General features: G+C 39.1%; 21 protein-coding genes. 4 read left to right on the plus strand and 17 right to left on the minus strand.

What is annotated here, in order from left to right; translation table 11 throughout:
• Positions 1-25 precede the first annotated feature (25 nt).
• The gene (locus ACIQAA_RS20900; RefSeq protein WP_402623128.1) at positions 26-1,468 is read right to left on the minus strand and encodes a PstS family phosphate ABC transporter substrate-binding protein; all 1,443 of its coding nucleotides are present in this window, start codon (positions 1,466-1,468) and stop codon (positions 26-28) included.
• Between the two features lie 428 nt (positions 1,469-1,896).
• On the minus strand, positions 1,897-2,619 hold the full coding sequence (locus ACIQAA_RS20905; protein WP_402623130.1) for a DUF4230 domain-containing protein: 723 nt from the start codon (positions 2,617-2,619) through the stop codon (positions 1,897-1,899).
• A gap of 137 nt (positions 2,620-2,756) precedes the next feature.
• Here ACIQAA_RS20905 and ACIQAA_RS20910 point away from each other — a divergent pair, with 137 nt between their 5' ends.
• Both ACIQAA_RS20910 and ACIQAA_RS20915 read left to right on the plus strand, forming a co-directional pair.
• Positions 2,757-3,773, plus strand: a complete 1,017-nt coding sequence (locus tag ACIQAA_RS20910) for a GNAT family N-acetyltransferase (protein WP_402623133.1) — start codon at positions 2,757-2,759, stop codon at positions 3,771-3,773.
• Between the two features lie 3 nt (positions 3,774-3,776).
• A complete protein-coding gene (locus ACIQAA_RS20915) occupies positions 3,777-4,085 on the plus strand; it encodes a YciI family protein (protein ID WP_402623136.1) in 309 nt (102 codons plus the stop codon).
• A gap of 81 nt (positions 4,086-4,166) precedes the next feature.
• Here the strand turns inward: ACIQAA_RS20915 and ACIQAA_RS20920 are convergent, their stop codons facing one another.
• The 3 genes from ACIQAA_RS20920 to ACIQAA_RS20930 form a co-directional block, all read right to left on the minus strand.
• The gene (locus tag ACIQAA_RS20920) at positions 4,167-4,301 is read right to left on the minus strand and encodes a hypothetical protein (protein ID WP_402623138.1); all 135 of its coding nucleotides are present in this window, start codon (positions 4,299-4,301) and stop codon (positions 4,167-4,169) included.
• 204 nt (positions 4,302-4,505) lie between these two features.
• Positions 4,506-5,834, minus strand: coding sequence for a branched-chain amino acid transport system II carrier protein (brnQ, locus tag ACIQAA_RS20925; protein WP_402623141.1), 1,329 nt, complete (start codon positions 5,832-5,834; stop codon positions 4,506-4,508).
• A 231-nt stretch (positions 5,835-6,065) separates the two neighbouring features.
• Positions 6,066-7,298, minus strand: a complete 1,233-nt coding sequence (locus ACIQAA_RS20930; RefSeq protein ID WP_402623144.1) for a Zn-dependent hydrolase — start codon at positions 7,296-7,298, stop codon at positions 6,066-6,068.
• A 248-nt stretch (positions 7,299-7,546) separates the two neighbouring features.
• Here ACIQAA_RS20930 and ACIQAA_RS20935 point away from each other — a divergent pair, with 248 nt between their 5' ends.
• Both ACIQAA_RS20935 and ACIQAA_RS20940 read left to right on the plus strand, forming a co-directional pair.
• Positions 7,547-7,789 carry a hypothetical protein gene (locus ACIQAA_RS20935; RefSeq protein ID WP_402623147.1) on the plus strand — a complete coding sequence of 81 codons (243 nt, stop codon included), beginning with the start codon at positions 7,547-7,549 and terminating at the stop codon, positions 7,787-7,789.
• Positions 7,790-7,843: 54 nt separating this feature from the next.
• Positions 7,844-8,005: a DUF3934 domain-containing protein gene (locus tag ACIQAA_RS20940; protein WP_402623150.1), complete on the plus strand. Its 162-nt coding sequence runs from the start codon at positions 7,844-7,846 to the stop codon at positions 8,003-8,005.
• Between the two features lie 72 nt (positions 8,006-8,077).
• Here ACIQAA_RS20940 and ACIQAA_RS20945 read toward each other — a convergent pair whose 3' ends face one another.
• The 12 genes from ACIQAA_RS20945 to ACIQAA_RS21000 all read right to left on the minus strand — a co-directional run bounded on the left by ACIQAA_RS20945 (position 8,078) and on the right by ACIQAA_RS21000 (position 23,018).
• The gene (locus tag ACIQAA_RS20945) at positions 8,078-8,833 is read right to left on the minus strand and encodes an NRDE family protein (protein WP_402623153.1); all 756 of its coding nucleotides are present in this window, start codon (positions 8,831-8,833) and stop codon (positions 8,078-8,080) included.
• 236 nt (positions 8,834-9,069) lie between these two features.
• Positions 9,070-10,092 (minus strand): galactose/methyl galactoside ABC transporter permease MglC, encoded by a 1,023-nt coding sequence (gene mglC, locus ACIQAA_RS20950; RefSeq protein ID WP_402623156.1) that lies wholly within the window; start codon positions 10,090-10,092, stop codon positions 9,070-9,072.
• Between the two features lie 14 nt (positions 10,093-10,106).
• Entirely contained in the window at positions 10,107-11,609 is a 1,503-nt protein-coding gene (mglA, locus tag ACIQAA_RS20955) for a galactose/methyl galactoside ABC transporter ATP-binding protein MglA (RefSeq protein ID WP_402623159.1), read from the minus strand.
• Positions 11,610-11,789: 180 nt separating this feature from the next.
• Positions 11,790-12,854 (minus strand): galactose/glucose ABC transporter substrate-binding protein MglB, encoded by a 1,065-nt coding sequence (gene mglB / locus ACIQAA_RS20960; protein ID WP_402623162.1) that lies wholly within the window; start codon positions 12,852-12,854, stop codon positions 11,790-11,792.
• A gap of 210 nt (positions 12,855-13,064) precedes the next feature.
• Positions 13,065-14,651, minus strand: a complete 1,587-nt coding sequence (locus ACIQAA_RS20965) for a response regulator (RefSeq protein ID WP_402623165.1) — start codon at positions 14,649-14,651, stop codon at positions 13,065-13,067.
• Positions 14,626-16,110, minus strand: coding sequence for a sensor histidine kinase (locus ACIQAA_RS20970; protein WP_402623168.1), 1,485 nt, complete (start codon positions 16,108-16,110; stop codon positions 14,626-14,628). Before ACIQAA_RS20970 ends, ACIQAA_RS20965 begins: the two co-directional genes overlap by 26 nt.
• Positions 16,110-17,108 (minus strand): sugar-binding protein, encoded by a 999-nt coding sequence (locus ACIQAA_RS20975; RefSeq protein ID WP_402623171.1) that lies wholly within the window; start codon positions 17,106-17,108, stop codon positions 16,110-16,112. Before ACIQAA_RS20975 ends, ACIQAA_RS20970 begins: the two co-directional genes overlap by 1 nt.
• A 128-nt stretch (positions 17,109-17,236) precedes the next feature.
• Positions 17,237-18,226, minus strand: coding sequence for a LacI family DNA-binding transcriptional regulator (locus ACIQAA_RS20980; RefSeq protein WP_402623174.1), 990 nt, complete (start codon positions 18,224-18,226; stop codon positions 17,237-17,239).
• Positions 18,227-18,229: 3 nt separating this feature from the next.
• Positions 18,230-19,288: an aldose epimerase family protein gene (locus ACIQAA_RS20985; protein WP_402623177.1), complete on the minus strand. Its 1,059-nt coding sequence runs from the start codon at positions 19,286-19,288 to the stop codon at positions 18,230-18,232.
• 71 nt (positions 19,289-19,359) lie between these two features.
• Positions 19,360-20,841, minus strand: coding sequence for a UDP-glucose--hexose-1-phosphate uridylyltransferase (gene galT / locus ACIQAA_RS20990; protein WP_402623180.1), 1,482 nt, complete (start codon positions 20,839-20,841; stop codon positions 19,360-19,362).
• 5 nt (positions 20,842-20,846) lie between these two features.
• Entirely contained in the window at positions 20,847-21,836 is a 990-nt protein-coding gene (gene galE / locus ACIQAA_RS20995) for a UDP-glucose 4-epimerase GalE (protein WP_402623183.1), read from the minus strand.
• Positions 21,837-23,018 carry a galactokinase gene (locus ACIQAA_RS21000; protein ID WP_402623186.1) on the minus strand — a complete coding sequence of 394 codons (1,182 nt, stop codon included), beginning with the start codon at positions 23,016-23,018 and terminating at the stop codon, positions 21,837-21,839.
• Between the last annotated feature and the right edge of the window lie 29 nt (positions 23,019-23,047).

The raw sequence follows: 23,047 nt of genomic DNA on the forward strand, positions 1-23,047 counted from the left end.
CTAGTATTCCTCCCTTTTTTTAAGTTCAGTTTTTAATATAACCTATTTTTCCGATAATTTCTTGACCCTGAGGTCCCTTCATCCACTCCAAAAAGGGTTTAATCGTGGTCTTGGTGTTATTCTTTAAGGATATCGCATAAAGGTTTGCAGTAAAAGGATATTTTCCGCTCGTAATATTCTCTGGTGTTGGTTCGACACCATCTATTGCAAGTAGTTTAATATTTGAATTGTCTCTCATTCCTGTTGCAAAAAAACGGAATGAAAATCCGATTGAATTATCATAATTCCGGTAATCGGCAACTTGTTCGATAATCCCGCCCATCCCTTCTGGAACATCTTCTTTCAAAGGCTCCACGATCGGCGTGTCACCCATAATCTTTTCTAGGAGTGTTTGGCTTCCAGAATTTTTCGGACGTTGAAAGGCTATTATTCTTTCATTCTTTCCTCCAAGCTCTGACCAATTCTTTATTTTTCCAGAATAAATACTCTGAATCTCGGAGACATCTAAACTATTTACTTTATTATCGGGATTTACAAAAAAGACAAATGCCTCTTTGCCAATCGGCGTCATGACGAGTTCCTTCCCCTGCCTTTTAGCCATATCCCGCTGCTCTTTCGAAGGTTCTGCACCAAAGTATATGTCCACTTCACCAGACAAGAGCCGTTCATAGGAGTAAATTGTATTGGTGAAGCTGACGATCTCCCATACGTTATCGACTTTACTGATGTTTTCATAGACTGTATTAGCAAAAGCAGAATAAACTGGGTATGCTGCTTCTGCACCGTCTAATCTAGGCATTTCACTAGAATTCTTTATCGTAAAAGTAGAGGGAGATTCTAGTTTAGGTAAGATATTAGCTGGATTTGTTACTTCATAAGGTGTTAAATCCGTAGATGAATAACCGCCGCCATACTCAAAACCATAAGATGGCAGGACCGTCTTACTCCGCTGCCACTGAACTGCAGCCCCCGTACTCATTGCCAGTATGAATACCGCCAATAGTGTCACTACTTGCTTCTTGTTAAAAGTGGGGCGAAACCTCTTTATTAGGAGTGATACGAAAATAGTAAAAACAAATGCTAGTTCATAGGCTAAAGGTGCCCATAGAAACAATCTCCCTTCCCCCATTAGCATCATCATAAAAAAGATTGGAGCCATCGCTATATGTAAAATACCATAAAATAACCATGAATCAGCCCCGTAAAAACCGCCGCTAATGATCATAAAAATCGCCCAAAATACAGCAGTATAAGCTAGTGGAAGGAAGAAAAGAAGACTGAGCCGGCTATTATCATCTGTTTTGAGCAGTGTTTTACTTGCAATCCCACCAGCAATACAGCCACCGATGATAAGCGGCGGAATAATATTAATTAAAAAATTGTCTGTTGTAATAAGCAGTGTGATAAACGAAATACCAAGTGGAACTACACCAAAATACAAAAACATTTGCAGCATATTTTTCCCCATAGAATGCCCCTCCAAGAAATCTTATTATATGTACTTAGTGTAACATTACACTTTTTTATATTATTTTACAACACTTCCGTTTAATGGAATTTTGGTAGCGTACTTGCTCCACTTATTCGGACAGCGCTAGCTGGATTTTGCCCTTAACTGTCTGAATGCACGGCTGATTCGGACAAGCCGGGCTTGGTTTTGCCCTTTACTGTCTGAATGCACCGCTGATTCGGACAGTCGAAGCTTGTTTTGGCCCTTGACTGTCTGAATGCACCGCTGAATCTAACAAGCCGAGCTTGGTTTTGCCCTTCACTGTCCGAATGCACACCTGATTCAGAAACAGCTAGCTTAATTTTGCCAATACTTGTCCGAATGAGGAAATCCTAAAAAAGAGTCCAATTCATATTTTTGAATTGGACTCTTTTTTATAGTGTTATTTACTTAAATGAAATTTTCACCGTATAACCAAGGTTTCCAAAGAATTCTTTTAAAACCTTTTCAGCGTTTTTTTCTGCTGTCTGCAGAAGTCCAATGGCTTTTGATTCTGCTAGGATTTCTTCTTGCGCTTCTGCAGCGAGGTTAAATCCTTCGTCCCACTTTGTTTCGCTTCGGAATAATCCTTCATCTGAGAAGGTTTTCACTTGATCCATCTGAATCGCAGGATCTTGAATGAAGGTGGCATGAGGAAGTATGATTTCCATTCGTCTTTCCTTTTCATCTATTTTCAAATCATCTGAGGTTACTGCTTTGAGATCAACTCCTGCAAGCACTGTAGCTGGAACAACTAGTAATAATTCTCGTTTCGTACCTGGGATATCGACAGAAATATCCTTACCAAATAACTTATTATCCTCTTGTTCCATAATCACCTTCACATGTGCTTCTGCCGTTGCTAGAACTGCTAAATCTTGCACCTGTTCTACGAAAGTTGTACTTTCTTTACTAAAAGTGCTGCCTGTAAATACCCACGCACCTGTTAGGATGAGTGCCAGTAATATAAGGATAATAAAAATATTCTTTAAACCTAGTAATCTTATGAATGATTTCCTTGAAAAAATAGAACTCTTGTATCTATTTTCAACAGCATACGCTGTCGCTGTTTCTTCTATACCTGCCTTCATTTCTTCCGCTGCACGTTCAATTTCTGATCTATTTGCCATGAAGTAAATCCCTCCTGAGATACCTATTTTACTATGTTTTCAAGGGGACTGTCATATCCAGCTTTTGTAAAAGAAGGATTTTTATATGAAAGATAGAATAATATAAATTCTAATCTTTTATTTGGAGGAAGAGCTTAGTGGTATTTAAAAGTAATTTATCTACAAAGGTAAGGCTGCGAGATCTGCAGTTACCGGAAGATTATACTCATATAGCTGTGCTGTTTAACTCAATTGAACCTGGTTCTGTAACCGTTGAAGCTCTAGAGGATGAAGATCGCCATATTCCTCAAAAATCTACTCTTACTTTAAATGATAATGGTCTTCTAATAGGTTTTGGGAGAATCAGAGTATTAGCGGAAAACACAAATGGACAGGTAATTGGTTATGGTGCTTCCTGGCGGGCTCCATGGAGTGATCCTGGTGAACTTGCGAGTTCTTTTTGCGTTCATCCGGATTTTCAAAGACAAGGTGTTGGAGAACTGATTCTTTCTCATCTCGAAAATTGGGCAGCAAGTCATAAAGCATCTGTCTTACTTTCTGAAGTAAAGGATTGGATTCCAGGTTCCCTTCCCTTTGCACAGAAGCATGTTTTTTTGCTGGATGCGCATATTTTTGAATTAAGGTTAAACTTGACCCAGCTAGACCTGACCAAATTTGCAAACTCCATAGATAGATTAATAGAATCTGGAATTACCTTTGTTACCTTAGCTGATATTCCAGGTGAGGTGTCAGAAAAGAAATTATATGATTTATATGTAGAAACATCTAAAGACAACCCAGGGCAATCCGGAAACCTTCCTGCTTTTCCGGAGTGGCGAATGGAGGCACTTCCAGAAGATTGTTCGAAAGGAAAATGGGTATTTATCGCTCTTGATGGAGACCATTTTGTTGGTGTGTCTACCCTATTTAGTACGGAGGAGACTGGGGTCATGTATAATGATTATACAGGGGTGAGCAGAAACTATCGTAGCCGCGGAATTGCCAAGGCGCTAAAACTGCTTTCCATTCAAGCAGCTCTAAAAGAAGGGTCTCATACGATCACAACGGATACAGAAGCGGGAAATGAATCCATGCAAAAGCTTAATAGAGGTTTAGGCTATTTGCCTGGTAAAGGACATTACCGTATACTCAAACCTTTACTACAGGAGGGTTGACTTATGGAGAAGCTGCAATTTTTATACAAGCTCAACCTTATTCCTTCATTATTAGATGAAGCCAATTGGACAGAAAGAGAAGAAGGTATTGTTAAGCATCATTTCGAGGTGCTTCAAGGGTTGTTGCAAGATGGAAAACTAATCTTAGCAGGCAGGACATTAAATATGGATCCATCCGGGATGGGTATTGTTATTCTCGAAGTGGAGTCTGAAGAAGAAGCAAGAGAACTGATGGAAAATGACCCGGCTGTAAAAGAAGGAATCATGGAAGCAGCACTTTTCCCGTACCGAACAGCGTTAATAAGAAAGTAATAAAAGGCTGGCGTTAGCCTAACCGGTTCAAATTAATCCAGCAGCCATTCAACCAATTACAAAAAAAAAACGAATCTCACATTATCTTTGAGAATCGTCTCTAAACAAGCTTACCATGTACTCTAATTCACTTTTAGTCCATTGTTTTTGAGCAAATGCTGCTACAGCCATGTATTTTCCGTAAGTATCCATAAATTTCCCAATTGCCTTTTTCATTTTATTACCACCTTTGTAAAATTTATATCCTTATTATTTACATAGGCGTCATTTTTTACAAAGCGACGGAAAACGGAAACATTTGCCATAAAAACGATAACATATTCAATGTAAGCGTGAATCATCACCTGTTTTCTTATCATTTCACTATTTTTCAATAGTTTACATTAAAAGGAAAATGACTAGGGAGCATTCCCTAGTCACTTATTTTGATGATATTGCCGAATTAAAAAGCTTTGTATAATGAAAAAGTAACCCTAGCAGCCCGCCAACAATACTTGGGAACAGCCAGCCTAATCCATTCGTGTAAAGCGGGATGAAAGTGAGTGCTGTCGAAATGGAAGCTGCTTCAATACCGGCAGTTGTTAAACCATCATATATACTAACCATTCCCGCACCAATGATTGCACCTATATAAACAGCCCTCGACACTGGTATATAAGATTGCAATAGTGATAATAAAATCAGGACAATCGCAATCGGATAAATACTGATTAGCAGCGGTATAGATACAGAAATTAATTGACTTAACCCTAGATTCGCCATTGTAAAGCTAAATAAACAAAGAATGGTCACGACAACAGGATAGGAAAGTCTAGTAAAACGTTGACTTAGATACTCACCACATGCAGCAACCAGACCTACAGAAGTGGTTAAACAGGCTCCGGTAATAACCAGCGCAAGAATGATCGACCCGAATGGTCCGAATAAAAGTGATGTCACAGAAGAAAGAATAGCCCCTCCATTATCCTGGATTCCAACACCCTCAACAGAGGTGGCCCCAATAAATGATAACGATATATAGACAAATGACAACCCAATCCCTGCAATGATCCCTGCCTTAATCGTATAAGAACGAATAACAGATGCTGTGGTTATTCCCATTTCCTGTACACGATTAATTACAACAACCCCAAATACAAGAGCAGCAATGGCATCCATCGTTAAATACCCTTCTACAAACCCACCAAAAAACGCTCCGTCCCTGTATTTTCCTGCCGCCTCACCAATGGAACCAATCGGAGAAGCAAATCCTCTAATTGAAATGACAACGATTAACAGTAAAAGTAACGGAGTAAGAACTTTTCCTACACGATCAACTAGCTTTGCTGGATTAAGTGCAAGCCAAAAGGTAATAAGGAAAAATATGAATGTTGAAATAAATAAGCCCATGCTGCTTTCGTTTGGCAGGAATGGAGCAACACCAATCTCATACGTTACCGTTCCGGTACGCGGTATTCCGAATAATGGCCCAATTGTTAAATAAATAATAACCGGAAAGACCTTTGCGAATGTGGGATGTACTCTATTGGATAAGTCATTTAAATCCCCGCCTGATCTTGCGATGGTAAAGACAGCCAAGACAGGCAGTCCAACACCCGTGACTAAAAAACCAATGATAGCTGATAATAGGGATTCACCCGCTTGCTGACCAAGTAATGGCGGGAAAATTATATTCCCAGCACCTAAAAATAAGGCGAACATAAAAAAGCCCAAGGCTATGATTTCTTTTAATGGTAATTTCCGTTCCATGTGATGCTCCTATCTATCAAATAATATTTCATAGTTCATTATTTCAGAAAAATAAAAAGTTAATTAAGTAAATTTCTATAACATTAACTATATTAATATACAAAATATCATTGCAAACTGCAAAGAATTTTTAAAATAGTTGTTCAATTCCTAATGGAAACTACTCCATAAAAAATACACTTTACAAATGTAATAAAGAGACACCAGGTCCATCACCTGGTGTCTTTGCAATTATTTCGATAACAATGCTAAAACAGTATCTAATAAGACGTTTACCCCTTTTTCACACTCTTCCCACGAGGTGAGTTCTTCTTCACAATGGCTTTTTCCATTAAAGCTCGGTACAAATAACATCGCGGACGGTACAAGGCTGGCAATAAATTGTGCGTCATGCCCTGCACCGCTGACCATTCTTTTATGGCTATATCCCAGCGACTGTGATGACTTTTCCAATTGGTTAACGATTTCAGTATCAAACCAAACCGTATCCCGCTCCCATAGTTTCGTTGTTGTTACCTCACAGCCTTCATTTAAGCCGCGATTTGGAAGATCTTCAACAAATTCTTTAAATGCCCCTACAATCTCAGGATTTTTGTGTCTCGCTTCTAAAGAAAATACTACCTTATTTGGAATCACGGTATGAATACTTGGGTACACGTTTACCCTGCCGATTGTAAATACTAATTCTTCATCTAATGGACCTAATACCGTGCGGATTTCATTAATTAGATTGTTGGCGCCAAAAAGAGCATCTTTTCTCATACTCATCGGCGTGGTTCCTGCGTGATCGGATTCACCTGTGATTTCAATATCATAGCATGCCATGCCGACCACACATTCGACTACACCAATCGACAAAGCTTCTTTTTCAAGGATAGGACCTTGTTCAATATGCAATTCTAAAAAAGCAGTACCCTCTTTTAGACGATTCTCAGCTTCCCCTTCATACCCAATCGATTTAAGTGCTTCCTCAAATGTAATCCCTGCTGAATCTTTCTTTTGCAGCATCACATCTTTATCAAATTTACCTGAAAGCACACCTGATGCCATCATCGAAGGCTCAAATCGAGCCCCCTCTTCATTCGTAAAATTAACAAGTGTTATCGGAATTTGAGGTATAATTTTATTTTCTACAAGTGTTCTAACTACTTCTAAACCAGCTAATACTCCCAGCACACCGTCAAACCTGCCGCCTTTTTTAACCGAATCCAAGTGGGAGCCAATCAGTATTGGAGGCAAATTCCTAGCACCTTCTAGTGTTGCGTACATACAGCCCATATCATCAACCTTGACGGTTAAGCCTAACTCTTCACAGCATGACCGAAAAAAATCTCTAGCTAAACGATCCTCATCTGATAATGCCAGACGAGTTACGCCATTATTCTCAGTCCTGCCAAAGTGCGCAAACCGTTCAAGCTCATTCTTTAATCTTTCCCCATTAATTAAAAGCTTTTGCCTCTGCATGTACATCTCTCCTTTTAAATGGTGATAGTGTAGTCAGGGAGCCTTGTATTGTATTATATTTATGTAAATATTCAGTTAATATTAATTATAACTATTCTATAATGTCTGTCATTAGACAAAGTATCAATTTATTTCATCTTTTTGTTTTATAGTTTGTAATGCGAAGTTGCAAAAAAATGTTTATATTTTACCTTTTATGTATAACCTATGTTCGAATGTGGACTAGAAGTATATATGGAGGTATGGTAATGTCAGAGTTAGAACCTTTAGAGTACCAAACAGGAGCACCTATACTGGATTACGATATTATTGAAATTAAGAACACGGCCAATGGGTTTGAGGTCCTGCTCGATATTAATTTAGACAGTGGCTATTCATTATCAAGGACTACCCTGGAAATTACTCATGAGGATTTACAAGGTTATGATACAAACGAAATTGAAGAGGGCGTTAAATATGCATTAGGTTTTTTTGAGAAAGAGGTCCAATAACCTTTCTCAGAAAAACGACTTGCAGCCTTTCTTCAACCATGATGGAGTGGTTATATGCCAAAAGCAAAAGCAAAAAGTGGAATAGGTAGAGGAACAGGTAAAAAAGGCTGGAATCGTTGGCAGGCTGGTGCAAACAAAGCAAAAAATGCTAAGCCATATGTCAGCAAAGGGACTAAAAGAGCGGACTCTAATAAGGCACCCGATCAAACCGACTGATGTCACCCAAGCAGTTAATCAAACGTTTGATTAGTTTACCAACTGATTTAATCAAACGTTTGATTAGTTTTTTTAACCCTGTTCAATTGTATACTGTTGATCCTTTATTTCATTATTGGAAAATACACGTTCCACATAATGTATTTCTTTTTCAGACATTAATAAAACGGTTGAGCTTCTTGTACCGTAATTTTCACTCTTTATAAACATTGGTGAAAGCATTCTCTCCCATTCCAATGATACGCCAGTACTAGGAAGGTTTTCATCTGGAGCTTGATCCGCCTTTTGAAGTAGATTTAAGAGGTCCTCTACTAAGTCGCTCTGTTGATTGTTTATAATCTCAGTTAACCCAGCTTTGCCCATTTGCACTTTCGGCCATTCCGTATTTAATAAATGATTGCTGACACCATATATCCCCGGCGTTAACTTCTTTACCTCCTGTCCGACATTGGAATAATAGTATAAATGATCTCCATCTCCCGCCAGCAAATTGTACCCAGGATACACGTCATTATTTCTTGCCAGACTCTTCATATATCCTATCATATCTTTGTACTTCAGTGCGTTTGATACAAGTTCTCCTCGTGAACGTTTTCCAGCGGTCACTTCATTTGGATCCCTATAATTCGTTAAAGCAGCAAACCTGCCTTGTTTAGTAATACCCATCCATGTACCGAATTTTTCTAAATCCCTTCCTGCGAGAATTTCAGGAGCATCCTCCCAAAAATGAGCAGGTGCTGTTGGTCTTTGATAAAACTCATCTCGATTAGCTGCAACTATTAGCTTGTATTCTGGATGGACATTATAAGCAAATAATATTAAACACATGCTATTCACTACCTTTACCCTGAACTGTTTATTCAATTCTATATCATTACATAAAAGGAATGAAGTTAAAAAACTCCCTTGACCTGAAACGCGTTTCATATAATATGATGATTTTGCTAGGCTCTGCAACGCCTAGTCGGCGTAACCATAAACGGGCGTAACGACTGCGTTGCATTTGCTTATGTTATTAAAAAACAAAAAGTAAAAACACCCCTCTCAGGGGTGCTCTCAAATAGTTATTTTTTCTTAGCATGTTTTCGCATATCGAAGGCAACTGCCACGATGATGATAGCGCCTTTTACGATAAATTGAATGTATGGACTTACGCCGAGGAAGGCTAATCCGTAGTTTATAACTTGGAAAATTAGCACCCCTGTGATGACCCCCGGTACAGTTCCAATCCCGCCTGATAATGAAACACCGCCAACTACACAGGCTGCAATTGCGTCTAACTCATACATATTTCCAGTATTATTCGTTGCACTGCCAACACGGCCTGCTTCTAATGTACCTGAGAATCCATATAATAAACCAGCGATCATGTAAATGATGATAATATTTTTTGCTACGTTAACGCCTGATACCTTTGCAGCTTCAGGATTTCCACCAATTGCATACATATTTTTACCAAGTTGTGTTTTATTCCAAAGCACCCAAATAATGATTGAAAATGCAATCGCATATAAAATCAGGTATGGGAATTCATATTGACCTAATTTAATTCCTTTTTGCGCAAATGTGGTAAAGCTTTCACTTAAACCGCCAATTGGCTGTGCTCCATATGGAGGACGGTCGAAGTAAATGGAGGTAATTCCATATACACCGATCATCATACCTAAGGTTGCGATAAAAGGCGGTACATGAAATTTTGAAACTATAAATCCGTTTAAAGTCCCAAATAACCCCGTTACCAACATTGCAATAATAATCGGAACAAATAAAGGTAATTCCGGTAAGTTCGGATACATTTTATAGGCATAATCCCCAGCTTGCAGTAAGGACGCTGAAACTACCGCTGCAAGTCCGACCATTCGTCCGGCTGATAAGTCTGTTCCGCCTAAAATTAAGATACCTGCTATACCAAGTGCGATAATGATCCTTGAGGATGACTGACTTAGGATATTAATTAAGTTCGTCATGGACAAAAAGTCAGGAGACGCAATCACAATCCCAATAACTAGCAGAATCAAAAATACATAGATAACATTATCAAATAGCCATTTTGTAATAGTAGATCTTTTAGTGGCCTGAGTATTCATTTTAATATCTCCTCCTAATACAACGCTGCCAATCGCATGATCTCTTCTTGAGATGTTGTCTTCGTTTCTACGATTCCAGCTGCTCTTCCATTACTCATTACTAAAATTCTGTCTGTTACGCCAAGCAGTTCAGGCATTTCAGAGGAAATCATGATTATCCCTTTTCCATCAGCTGCTAATTGATTAATCAGTTGGTAGATCTCAAATTTTGCACCAACGTCTATACCCCTAGTTGGCTCATCCAGCAATAATACTTCCGGTTTTGTAAGCAGCCAGCGTCCAATAATTACTTTTTGCTGGTTACCGCCCGAAAGACTTCCAATCGGAGTTTTTTGCGAAGGCGTTTTTACCTTCATTGAATCGATTACCCACTTCGTATCATCATGGACTTTGCTTTCTGATAGAAACAACCCTTTTCGATACTGAGGAAGGTTGGCAATAATTGAATTGAAGCTAATGCTGAGCTGCGGATAAATCCCCGTTGTTCTTCTTTCTTCTGTTACCAATGCAAAGCCATTTTTTATGGCATGCTGTGGTGACAGATTTTGAACAACTTTTCCATTTAATTCAATACTTCCTGATTTTACTCCTCTGATTCCGAACAGTGCTTCCATAACCTCTGTACGTTTGGAACCAACCAAACCGGCAATACCTAATATCTCCCCTTTTCTTAAATCAAAGTTGATAGTAGAAAATGACCCTTCTGTTTCGGCAGTTAAATCTTTAACTTTAAGGGTTACCTCCCCAGGTTGATTGATTTTAGCCGGGAAACGCTGTGATAAGTCACGGCCAACCATTAACTTAATGATTTCATCCGTTGTTAATTCTTTGGCACTTTTGGTTGCAATATACTGACCATCACGCATGATCGTCACTTCGTCGGAGATTTTTAAAATTTCTTCCATTTTGTGTGAAATATAGATAATCGCTACGTTTTCACTTTGCAATTTTTTTATAATCGTAAATAAATGATTTACTTCCTTTTCTGTAAGGGAGGAAGTTGGCTCGTCCATTACGATCAATTTGGAATGATACGAAACAGCTTTTGCAATTTCTACCATCTGCATTTCAGAAACAGATAAGGTACCTACCTTACTGCGAGGATCAATGTTAATATCTAGGCTTTTGAAAATGGCGGCAGTATCTTCATACATTTTCTTTTCATCAATAAAGATCCCTTTTTTCGGATATCTCCCCAGCCAGATATTGTCCATCACATTTTGCTGACGGACTTGATTCAGTTCCTGATGGACCATCGAAACTCCGTTTTCAAGTGCCTGCTTTGAATTGGCAAACGAAACTTCTTTCCCGTCCAACAGGATTTTCCCTTCATCCATGGAATAAATCCCGAATAAACACTTCATTAAGGTTGATTTTCCTGCCCCATTCTCACCCATTAAGGCATGTACTGTACCAGCCTTTACTTTAAGAGAAACGTTTTGCAGCGCAATGACGCCCGGAAACCTTTTTGTTAAATTAACCATTTCAAGTAAATTTGTCGTATTTGCCTTTGACATGCTTAAACCTCCTTGCCAAACCATTTAACATGCATTTTTAAATATGAAAACTTTGTCAGCCTTGCTTTTAATGGAGTCCTAAAATTATTGCCCCGAACGAAGGAAAAGCAAATTCTTTTCCTTCGTTCGAGGAGCGCCATAGGGGTTAGGTTATGCCCCCGGACAGGCGCTTCTGCCTTTCTACTTATATGCGTCTTTACCAATCTGGATATTGTCTTTTGTGATCTCGATATAAGGTACACGAACCGCCTTGGAATCGTCTAATTTCCATTCTGTTCCTTCTAATACGTCCTTACCGTTGGCTGCATTGGCAGCAAGTTGAACAGTTGCAGCACCTTGGTTTTTCGCGTCATTCAAGATAGAACCAACCATTTTTCCCTTTTCAATCATTTCAAGTGCTTCTGGGATTGCGTCTACACCTACAACTGGCATAAACTTATCACCTGAGAAGTAGCCTGCTTTTTCAAGAGAAGCGATGGCACCTAATGCCATACCATCGTTATTAGCAATAACAAATTCGATCTCATCGTTGTATTTTGCAATCCAAGCGTCCATTTTTTCAGTTGCTTTTGTCGCATCCCACATACCAGTGTCCATTGCTAATTCTTCTACTTCAATTCCTTTTTCCTTAACTGTATCAACAGCAAACTTCGTACGCGCTTCTGCGTCCGGATGACCCGGTTCACCTTTTAATAGAACGTATTGAAGCTTACCATCACCGTTTTTATCATACTTATCTTTATTTGCTTCCCAAGCCTTAGCGATTAATTCACCTTGAAGAATACCAGATTCAGATGAAGTCGTTCCTACATAGTAAGCTTTTTCATAGCCTTTTAATACAGATGCATCTGGCTCTTTGTTAAAGAAGATAACCGGAATGTCCTTCACTTTAGCCTTATCAATAATGGTTTGTGCTGCTTTAGGGTCTACTAGATTGATAGCTAAAGATTTTGCTCCTTTTGCGATAAGTGTATCGACTTGTTCAACCTGCTTTGCTTGGTCATTTTGAGAGTCATTCAACATTAAGTTAACTTTTCCGTCAGCTGCTGTTTCCATCGCACGACGAACGTAGGACATGAAGTTGTCATCGAATTTATAAATGGTTGCACCTACTGCTGGAAGGTCGCTGTCCTTGCCTTTTCCAGAATCTCCAGAACTGCTCGTTGTGCTGCCACAGCCTGTTGCTAATAGAATGCTAGAAGCAACTGTTAAAGATAGAATTAACCCTTTTTTCTTTTTAAACATGTCATCCTTCTCCTTTTGCTAGTTAGTAAAGACTCAGGTAAACTTCGCTTACCTTCACCTTCTTGAAAGCCCTTACACATATGTTAGCACCTGGAGTTTTCGTTCAGTAGCTGTAACCTATAGCACTAATTTGCGATTTACTAGATTTTTTTGTTACCTAGCAAAAAAGACCGATTCAGTCACGAATCCGCCTTTACAAAAATAAAACTATTAACTTACTGTTTCTTTCCGAAATTCAGTTGGGGATAGGCCCGTTTGTTTTTTGAATACCCGGCTAAAATAATTCGGATCTTTATAGCCGACTGAATAGCATATTTCCTTTAAGCTCTTTGAAGCATCCATCATTTCTATTTTTGCCTGCTTAATCCTTATTTCTGTTACATAATCAATGAAGGTCATCCCAAACCTGTCTTTAAATAATTTGCTTAAATAATAGGGACTCAGTTCCACATAGTCTGCTACTTGTTCCAGCGTAATGGAATTGGCATAATGTTTTTCAATAAAGTCCTTTGCCTTATGAAGCATTCCCTTTGCATGACTGTTTCTCCATACTTGAATATGTTGTACGACAGACAATAAATAGGCTTTACCCCTATCAAACATCGCACTAATATCCTCTGACTCTTTTATTGTTAAGGATTCTTCATACCTTATCCCTAAATCATGAAGCATTCTCGAAATAAGTATGAACAATTCATCAAATGATTTTTTTACCATAGGAGCTTTTAAACCTTCATTATCAATAAGCTTCGCTGTAAACGAGTCAAAAATAAACATGGCTTTGTTTAGATCTCCCTGTCGCAAGGCATCCAGCAGCTTTTTCTCAACTTCCAGAATATCCGAGGTTGATGGTAACACTAAGGCCCCTTGTTTACCTCCAAATAAATACTTTCGATTAGGTGTTTTTAATAGCTGATTTAGTGCCGCTGCCGCTTCATGATAGGATTTATTAAGTTCATGGACATGACAGTATGGAAGACCAATCCCTATTCTTAAATCTGCATTAACCGGACTCTTTTGGAATTGATTGAGTACATAGTCAATAACAGCTTGGGCATTCGTTTTAAAATGTGCTTTTTCAGTTGTTTGTCTGCATAAGAATAACACCGGCACTTGGCTTTCTTTCATAGGTCCCACTAATACTTCTTGGTTTTTATTGGAGGATTTAAAAACCTCCTTAAGCCACAAATACCAGTTTTGCTTTTCATATGTCAGGAGTTCTCCCTTTTCCGGCGGCAAAAGGGAGAAAAGCATAATATAACCAGAGGTTATCTCTACTCCTAACAGCTGGCTCCATTCATCAAACGTAATATCTTGAACGGGGTTCAAGATGAGTGATGACACCCACTCTTTTTGGGCAATTGACACAGCACGTTCTAGACTTTCCTTTAAGCTCAGCTGTTCTTCCATCTGCTTGCGTTCCCCTAAGATTTCAGAAGAAACCCGCTGTAAGCTTTCAAGAATGTCCTGTTTTCTGCTAGGTTTAAGGATATATTCTTTAACTCCCTGCTGCATAACTTCCTTTGCATATTCAAACGTATTAAAGGCTGAAACCATGATAAATCGGATGTTTTGATCACTGCTTTTGATTTCCTTGACTGCTTGAACACCGTCTATTCCGGGCATTTTTATATCCATAAAGATAATATCCGGTTTATGTTCTCTAGCCATTTCAATTGCCTTTCTGCCATTAGGGGCTTCACCGATTACCGTTACGTTCTCTGAAGAGTTGTTTATTATTTTTGTCAATGCCTTTCGCTCTAGTACCTCATCATCCACAATTAGAATTTTCAACAAGCTCTCTTCCCCCTATTACCGCGTCTGGAATAGTCAGTCTAAACTTTGTGCCTTTACTCAACTCTGATTGGATTTCAATAATGTCTTTTTGACCATAAAAAAGCTGAAGCCTGCGAATCACATTTTTTACCCCAATACCAGTCGAATGGCCCTGTGATTTATCCGACTTATACACTTCTTCACCTTCAGTTCCTGTCACATAGTTGAGCAATCTATTTTGAGTGATTTCATCCATGCCATCTCCGTTATCGACAATTTCCACATGAATTCTATGATTACTTTTGTAAATATGAAGCCGGATTTCTCCGTTTTCCTCATACGATTCAACACCATGTATAAAAGCGTTTTCAATTAAGGGCTGAAGGGTTAGACTAGGTATTTCTCGATCCAAACAATCCTCATCTATGTCTGTGATAAATTGAATCCGATCCCCAAACCTTGTTTGCTGTATAAAAAAGTATTCTTTAACAATCGCCACTTCATCTCGAAGGGTGGCAGCTTTATTCAAATCACCGCCCAGGTTATATCGCAGCAGAGTGGCAACAGATTCAATTAATCTCGAGGTATGCTCCGCTTCCTCAAGATATGCCATCTTTGAAACCGTATTCAAAGTATTGAATAGAAAATGCGGATTGATTTGATTTTGAAGACTTCTTAACTCTAATTCTTTTAAAAGCTTATCCAGTTCTGACTTCTGCTTAATTTCTTTTACATACTGCCTTAGGTTTGAGCGCATTTGGTTAAACGTTTCAGTTAATAGCTTGAATTCATCCTTGGTGGTTATTTTAAGATCCTGGCCAGATAAATTTCCCTTTGAAATTTGCTTGGCTGCTTGAGATAAACGTGTAATTGGTTTTGTAATCCCGCCAGATATCCACAGCGCAATTAAAGTACTCAGAAAAAAGGCAGCAGCAAAAAGGGATGCAGACATTAGCTTATAATAGTGATTTTGCCGTTCCATTTCATCATATAATTTTTGATAGTCGGTAAGTTTATTATTTAAGAGAGCAAGAGTGCTTTCTTGAAGGAATCCTGCTATTTTTACAGCCTCATTAAGATGGTGCGAATACTCATTAATATCATCTTTATGGAAAGCTGTCACTGTTGCATCACATTCTTCAAGGTAACTATCAATCATATTAAGATAATTTATCACAGTGATATCATTGGATTTCATTTCTTTTTTAAAGAGCATTTGGTCTTTAATTAACCTAGACTTTTCCCTGTTATAGGCTTTTAAATAGGAATTTTCCTTTTCTATTAAATATCCCTGCAAGTTTTCTGTAATCAAATTTGTCCTTTGAGAAATTTCATTTAACAAAAGAAACCGTTCAAAACTATCATCATATTCATTGACAAGGTTTTCACTGCTTTTATAAAAAAAGAACCCCACTGAAGTTAACAAAACAACCAGGACAATAAAATAAAGCAGCAATTTTGCTCTAATTCGAAATAACATTAATACCCTTCCTCCCGCCTGCCTAAATGACTTACAGGCAAATCCGCTGCTCTCAATATGCGAGTATTAGTATGCACTACCGGAGGAACCGTCTTACCTTCAATAAGATCAATCATCATTTGTACCGCTCGATAACCCATTTCATATGGTTCCTGAACGACAGTTGCTTTAATGGTGCCTTTTGATATGTAATCAAGTGTTTCAGGCAGCGTATCAAATCCAATAATATAAACTGTATCAGTTTTTTTATACTTATCTACTACTTGGGCTATTCCAATCCCATCTAGAGCACTTGTCCCATAGAAAGCATTAACCTCGGGATAATCCTTTAAGATTTGGTAAGCCTTTTCAGCAGCTCGAACTCTACTAATTTCTGATTCTTCCACCGTAATAATCTTGATTCCCTGTTCAGACTTCACAGCGTCCTGGAAACCTTGTACGCGCAGCTGCTGATGATTGGCATAAAAACTGCCTGTAATGATGGCAACATTCGCTTGACCCTTTGTATCTTCAATCAGTGCTTTACCTGCCAAATACCCTGAATAGTAATTATCTGTTCCAATATACGCCATGCGGCTGCTATTGGAAGCGTCCGTATCGATGGTAATCACGGGAACTCTTTCTACAACCCGATTAATGAGCGGGGTAAATTGCTCGTCGCTTAGGCCTTGAGTAATAATTCCATCCACTTTAGATGCCATTGACATTTCAATCGTTTTTAGGTGTTCGTCGATATTGGCTTGCTTTGGACCAGCATACTCCAATAAAACACCGTATTCCTTTGCAGCCTTCTGAGCCCCTTTTTCTACCATCCGCCAATAGTCATTATCCAGCTCCTCGGGAACCAGCACAAAATGATAGTTATATTCCACCATGTTTTTATCTTCTTCAGGCAAATCATGAGACATAACCCTATAACCATAAAACACAGAAAATGCACAGCTCACAAGAAAAAACATAACCCCAAACGTATACGCTGCCACCGTTAACCTGCTCATAAACAACCCCATTATCTTCACAATCTAGATAACTAAAATTATACGAAACATACCAATATTCGACAATGCCAAATGGTGCCTGTCACCATAAAAACACAAATGTCCACCAGTGGTGGACATTTGTGTTTTTATAGGCTGCTGTCTCTTATGATGAGTTGGGTGGAGATGGTGATTTTTTTGGCTATTTTTCTGCCTTCGATTCTTTCTACTAAGGTGTTGACGGCTGTTTCACCCATTAGTTCGGTGTAGACTTTGACGGTGCTTAAGGATGGAAAGACATATTTAGAAATGCTGATGTCGTTTATCCCAATAATGTTCACACGACCCGGGACTGGTATCCCTTCCTCCAATAATGCTCTAAGGGCTCCTACTGCAAGAGAATCATTTGCGGCAAAAAAAGCAGTCGGCAAGTTTTCGCCATGTTCGTGAATCGCCTTTTTCATCAGCGTATGCCCATCGGAAACAGTGAATTCCCCTACGTACATAAAGGATTCATTCAACCGGCCTTTTTCTGATAAATAGGATCTGAAGGTTACCTCTCTTGGATCTTCGATAGCCGATGTTTTATCTTTGAATACTTCTCTGCCGCCAATAAAACCAATATTCTCATGACCTTGCTCCAAATAATGATGAATGACCTTTTTCGTCGCTTTTTCAAAGTCGATCACAATCGAATCGAACCGTTCTTCATCAGGGGATGTATCCACAAAAACGATATGATTTGTTATCGAGGCCATATCTTTTATTTGTTTATCACTAAACTTTCCAATTGCGATAAGACCTTGGATGTCATCCTTTTTTATATCCTCATAATTGTCTTGAAAATACTTTGATACAGAAAAGCCCATTTGTCTGGATTGATTCTCGACACCCAAACGAATTGACATGTAATATAAATCTTCCAGTTCTTCTTTTTCTGTATACCACTGCACAAGCGCAATTTTTCCTGCCTCTAGTTTTTTAGGCGGTTTCTTTTTATATGAAAGCTGCTCTGCAACCTCAAATATCCTCTTTTTTGTTTCATCACCAACAGAAAGAGTACTATCATAATTCAAAACGCGGGATACCGTTGCGATCGAAACTCCTGCTAATTCTGCAATATCCTTTATCGTAGCCATATATCAAACTCCTATTGTATTCGAAAAAAACCGATACTTTGTTACAGCATGGTATACCTCGTCTGGATTTAGAACAATCGATGGGAAATCAGGCTTGTTAATGGCGTCAGGCAGACCCTGCGTTTCAAGGCACACGCCCAAGTGGTTCCTCGCTCGAACACCAGATATCGAATAAGGACCTTCTAAATGATTCCCTGTATAAAGAACGACACAGTGTTGATCAGTCGTCACCAACAAAGTTCTTCCGCTTTCCTTTTCGCTTAACGCTACTGTATTTTCTCCCTTTTTTGTAAAAAGCAGCGGATGGTCGTAACCATTGCCAGCAAGCACATTTTGTGGATGGGAGGAGTTCATTCCTGACTTCAGCAAACGGCCATGCTTAAAATCAAAAGGCGTATTTCTAGAATCAATCATTTTGCCCGTAGGTATCTTATCTAATCCAAGTTCTAAAAAGCGTTCACTATCTAATTGAAGAATATGTTGTGATACATCTCTTTTTAGATTACCGCTTAAATTAAAATAAGAGTGATTCGTTAGATTAACGATCGTTTTTTGATCTGTTCGGGCTTCATAGGTAATGGTGAGCTCATTTTGATTGTTTAAACGGTAGATAATCGACGTATCCAAATTTCCTGGATAGCCTTCTTCTCCATTTGGGCTGTGATAGAAAAATTTCAATCCAACTGCATTCTCATCTTGAAAAGGTTCGGTTTTCCAAATTACTGAATTAAAACCTTTCTTACCTCCGTGCAAGTGGCTGCGATCCTCATTAGGAGTCAGTTGATATACATGTCCATCCAGCTCAAACTGTGAGTTACTAATTCTACCCGCTACTCGTCCGACAACTGATCCAAAATACGGAGACAAATCTAGGTAATCATTGAAGTTTTCAAACCCAAGCACAACATTTTCAATTTTACCGCTGCGGTCAGGGACCATTATTTTTGTAATGATACAACCATAATTCAGGCATGAAACGGACATCCCTGCGTCATTAACCAGGGTATACTCCAACACGGACTCATCATTATAATGACCGAATAGGTTATCTATTATTTTCATTTATTTACCACTCCATTACTTCATATCAAAAAACAGGAGCACTTCCGCCTTTTTTTCATGCAGTAAGCTTTTTATGATAGTGACAAGATAAAGCGGTTGAACCCGGCTTTTCCTTCTTGATTTGTTTTAAAAACACCCGCATCTTCTAATGCCTTTAGAAACTTTTTCCCCGTCTCTTCTTTGACCAGTGCTTCAACATTTGACGGTGTTACTACCGATTGATAGCCCGCTTTTAGGCTTTTTGCCCATTCTAGATGATATTCAACAACAGAATCCGTTTTTCCAAGAATGAAATTTTCCACTTCCGAAAGTTCAGCTTTCAAGCGTGCAGGTAAAACAGCCAGCCCCATCACTTCGATTAGCCCGATGTTTTCCTTTTTTATATGATGAACGTCTTGATGAGGATGAAAAATCCCAAATGGATGTTCCTCGCTCGTCCGGTTGTTCCTAAGGACTAAATCGAGTTCATAAAATTCCTGATTTTTACGTGCAATCGGTGTAATGGTATTATGCGGGACATCGCCTGTTTTGGCAAAGATTCCTACTGTTTCGTCACTGTAGTTCCTCCAGCTTGATAAAATATGCGCGCCCGCTTCCACAAGTGGTCCAATTTCTTCCGAACGCAATCGAATGACAGACATTGGCCATTTGACAACCGATCCACGTACATTCGGAAACTGCTCTAATGAAAATGTCCAATCATCCTCCGCTTTGGCCATTGCAAAGTCATAATTTCCGCCTTGATAATGATCGTGTGAAAGGATGGAACCACCGACAATCGGTAAATCAGCATTAGACCCGACAAAATAATGTGGAAACTGCTCAACAAAACTTAATAAACGCTGAAACGTGACCGGGCTGATTTTCATATCCGTATGCTGCTCTGACAAAACAATACAATGCTCATTGTAATACACGTAGGGTGAATATTGTAATAGCCACTGCTTTTCTAATAGGTTTAATCGAATCATCCGGTGATTAGAACGTGCTGGATGACCGATTCTTCCCGCATAGCCTTCATTTTCAACACAAAGCAGGCATTTAGGATAATCTGTTTTCTCCGCTGCACGTTCCAGCTCTATACTTCTAGGATCTTTTTCCGGCTTGGATAGATTAATAGTAATATCAAGTTCACCGTATTCCGTACTAACCTTATACTCGATATTATTACGAATTCGCTTCATCTGAATATAGTTGCTATTTTTGCTTAACTCATAAAAGTACTCAGTGGCTTCCTTTGGATTCTGAGTATACTTATCGAAAAATATTTGATTAACGGTGGATGGACGTGCTATAAAGCAGTTCATGATCTTACTTGAAAATATCTCCTTTTGATCAAAGATATCACCAATAATCCCCTGTTCACAAGCGTAATCTACTATTTGTTCGAGCAAATCTGGTATCTCTAAATTACTTTCTGTGTCACATTCCTTAAAATCTACTAATTGCAAAAGGGAGAGAATTTGATTGCGGGCATAGATTTCATCCTCTGGCTCGATTAATTGAGCTGCAATAGCTCTATTCATTAATTGTTGGATGCGATCATATATCATACCCTTCACCTCCCATACCCATTTGGATGATGTTGATGCCAGTTCCATGCGTCACTAATAATTTGTTGAATCGAGGTCCTTGTGGGATTCCAGCCCAGCACCTTTCTTGCTTTTTCCGATGAAGCAATTAATGTACTAGGATCGCCAGACCGGCGTTGGCCGAATTGGACAGGAATATCAATACCCGTTACCTCTTTTGCACTCTCGATAATTTCCTTTACTGAAAACCCCTGGCTGCTGCCAAGATTGAAAACATTACTCTCTCCGCCATTCTGCAAAAACGCCAGCGCAAGTAGATGAGCATCAATTAAATCTTCAACATGGATATAATCACGCACGCAGGTGCCATCTGCTGTATCATAATCTTGACCAAAGACCGTCACAGCTGGTCTTTTTCCTAAAGCAGCTTCCAATACAACAGGAATTAAGTGGGTTTCAGGATTATGGTCCTCGCCAATCTGTCCGTCACTCCTTGCCGAAGCGACGTTAAAATAGCGAAGTGATACATATTTAAGATCAAATGCCTTTTCACACCAAGAGATCATTTTTTCCATGGTCAGTTTCGTTTCACCATAGGTGTTCGTTGGAATAGTTGGTGCCTCTTCCTTAATTGGCACCACCTTCTGTTCACCATAAACTGCCGCTGTTGAAGAAAAGACGATGTGCTTCACGTTAAATTCCTTCATCATTTCAAGCACAACTTGTGTACCGTACACATTGTTATCAAAGTATTTTAGCGGCTCTGTCATCGACTCGCCAACAAGGGAGTTGGCTGCAAAATGTAAGATGGCTTCAATGTTTTCTTTTTCAAAAACAGAGCGCATAAACTCACGGCTGCGAATATCCCCCTCATAAAATTGAGCCTGGTGATGGATTGCGTCTTGGTGACCTGTTTGCAAATTATCAATAACCACTACTTCCGAACCCTGGTCAATTAATTGATATACAGCATGCGAACCCACATAACCCGCACCGCCTAATACAAGAATACTCATTTAAATTGCCACCTCCAATTGAATTTCTTTTGCTCCATCACCAATACTTGCAACATAGAAATCTGCTTGATAGCCGATTTTGTCCTGATAAGCTGCACCAACCTCAGCTATAAAATTGTCTACCTCTGCATTTTCAACAATCGCAATTGCGCAGCCTCCGAAACCAGCTCCCGTCATGCGCGCGCCAATAACCCCAGGCTGCTTCCAGGCCGCTTCTACTAAACTATCAAGTTCAACTCCAGTCACTTCATAATCGTCTCTTAACGAGATATGTGATTGATTCATTAGTTGCCCAAACGCCTCTAGGTTCCCTGCCTTCAGTTCTTCCAAGGCTTTGATTGTTCTCATATTTTCATAGACTGCATGCTTGGCACGCTTACGGACGGTTTCACTAGCGATTAAGCTTTGATTTTCATCAAACTCCGCTTCGGTAAGCTGTCCAAGCGCTTCAATTAGCAGCTTTTGCTGAAGCTGCGCTAACGCTTGTTCACATTCTCCACGGCGCTCATTGTATTTCGAGTCAGCAAGCTCCCTGCGCTTGTTCGTATTCATAATTAAGATTTTGTAACCATCAAGCTGAATTGGAGCATACTCATATTTTAATGTTTGGCAATCGAGTAATATTCCTGCATCCTTTTTTCCCATGCCAATAGCAAATTGGTCCATAATGCCACTGTTAACACCAATGAACTCATTTTCAACTTTTTTACCAAGCTTAATCATATCAAGACGTGGAAGCTCTAATTTAAATAACCCGTCTAACAGCACCCCAGTTAGCAGCTCAATAGATGCCGAAGATGAAAGTCCTGCGCCATTTGGGATATTTCCTTCTATTACGCACTCAAAGCCCCCTGGAATATCGTATCCCGCTTCCTTAATATAACGAATCATTCCTTTCGGATAGTTAGCCCAATTATGTGTCTTATCATAATCTAATTGTGTTAACTCTAATTCAATGATTCCTTTGTCTGGAAAGTTCGCGGAATAAAGACGGATAAGGTTATCCTCCCTTTTCTTTGCAACGGCGTAGGTACCATATGTAATGGCACATGGAAATACATGACCGCCATTGTAATCCGTATGTTCTCCAATTAAATTAATTCTCCCCGGTGCAAAGAATGCTTGCTCCGGCTGGGCGTCAAATATTTCTCTGAATGTAGTAGTTAAGTTTGTGATGTTCATTGTCGTCCCTCCAACTATTTATGCTATAT

The sequence above is a fragment of the Neobacillus sp. NPDC093182 genome, from assembly GCF_044754045.1.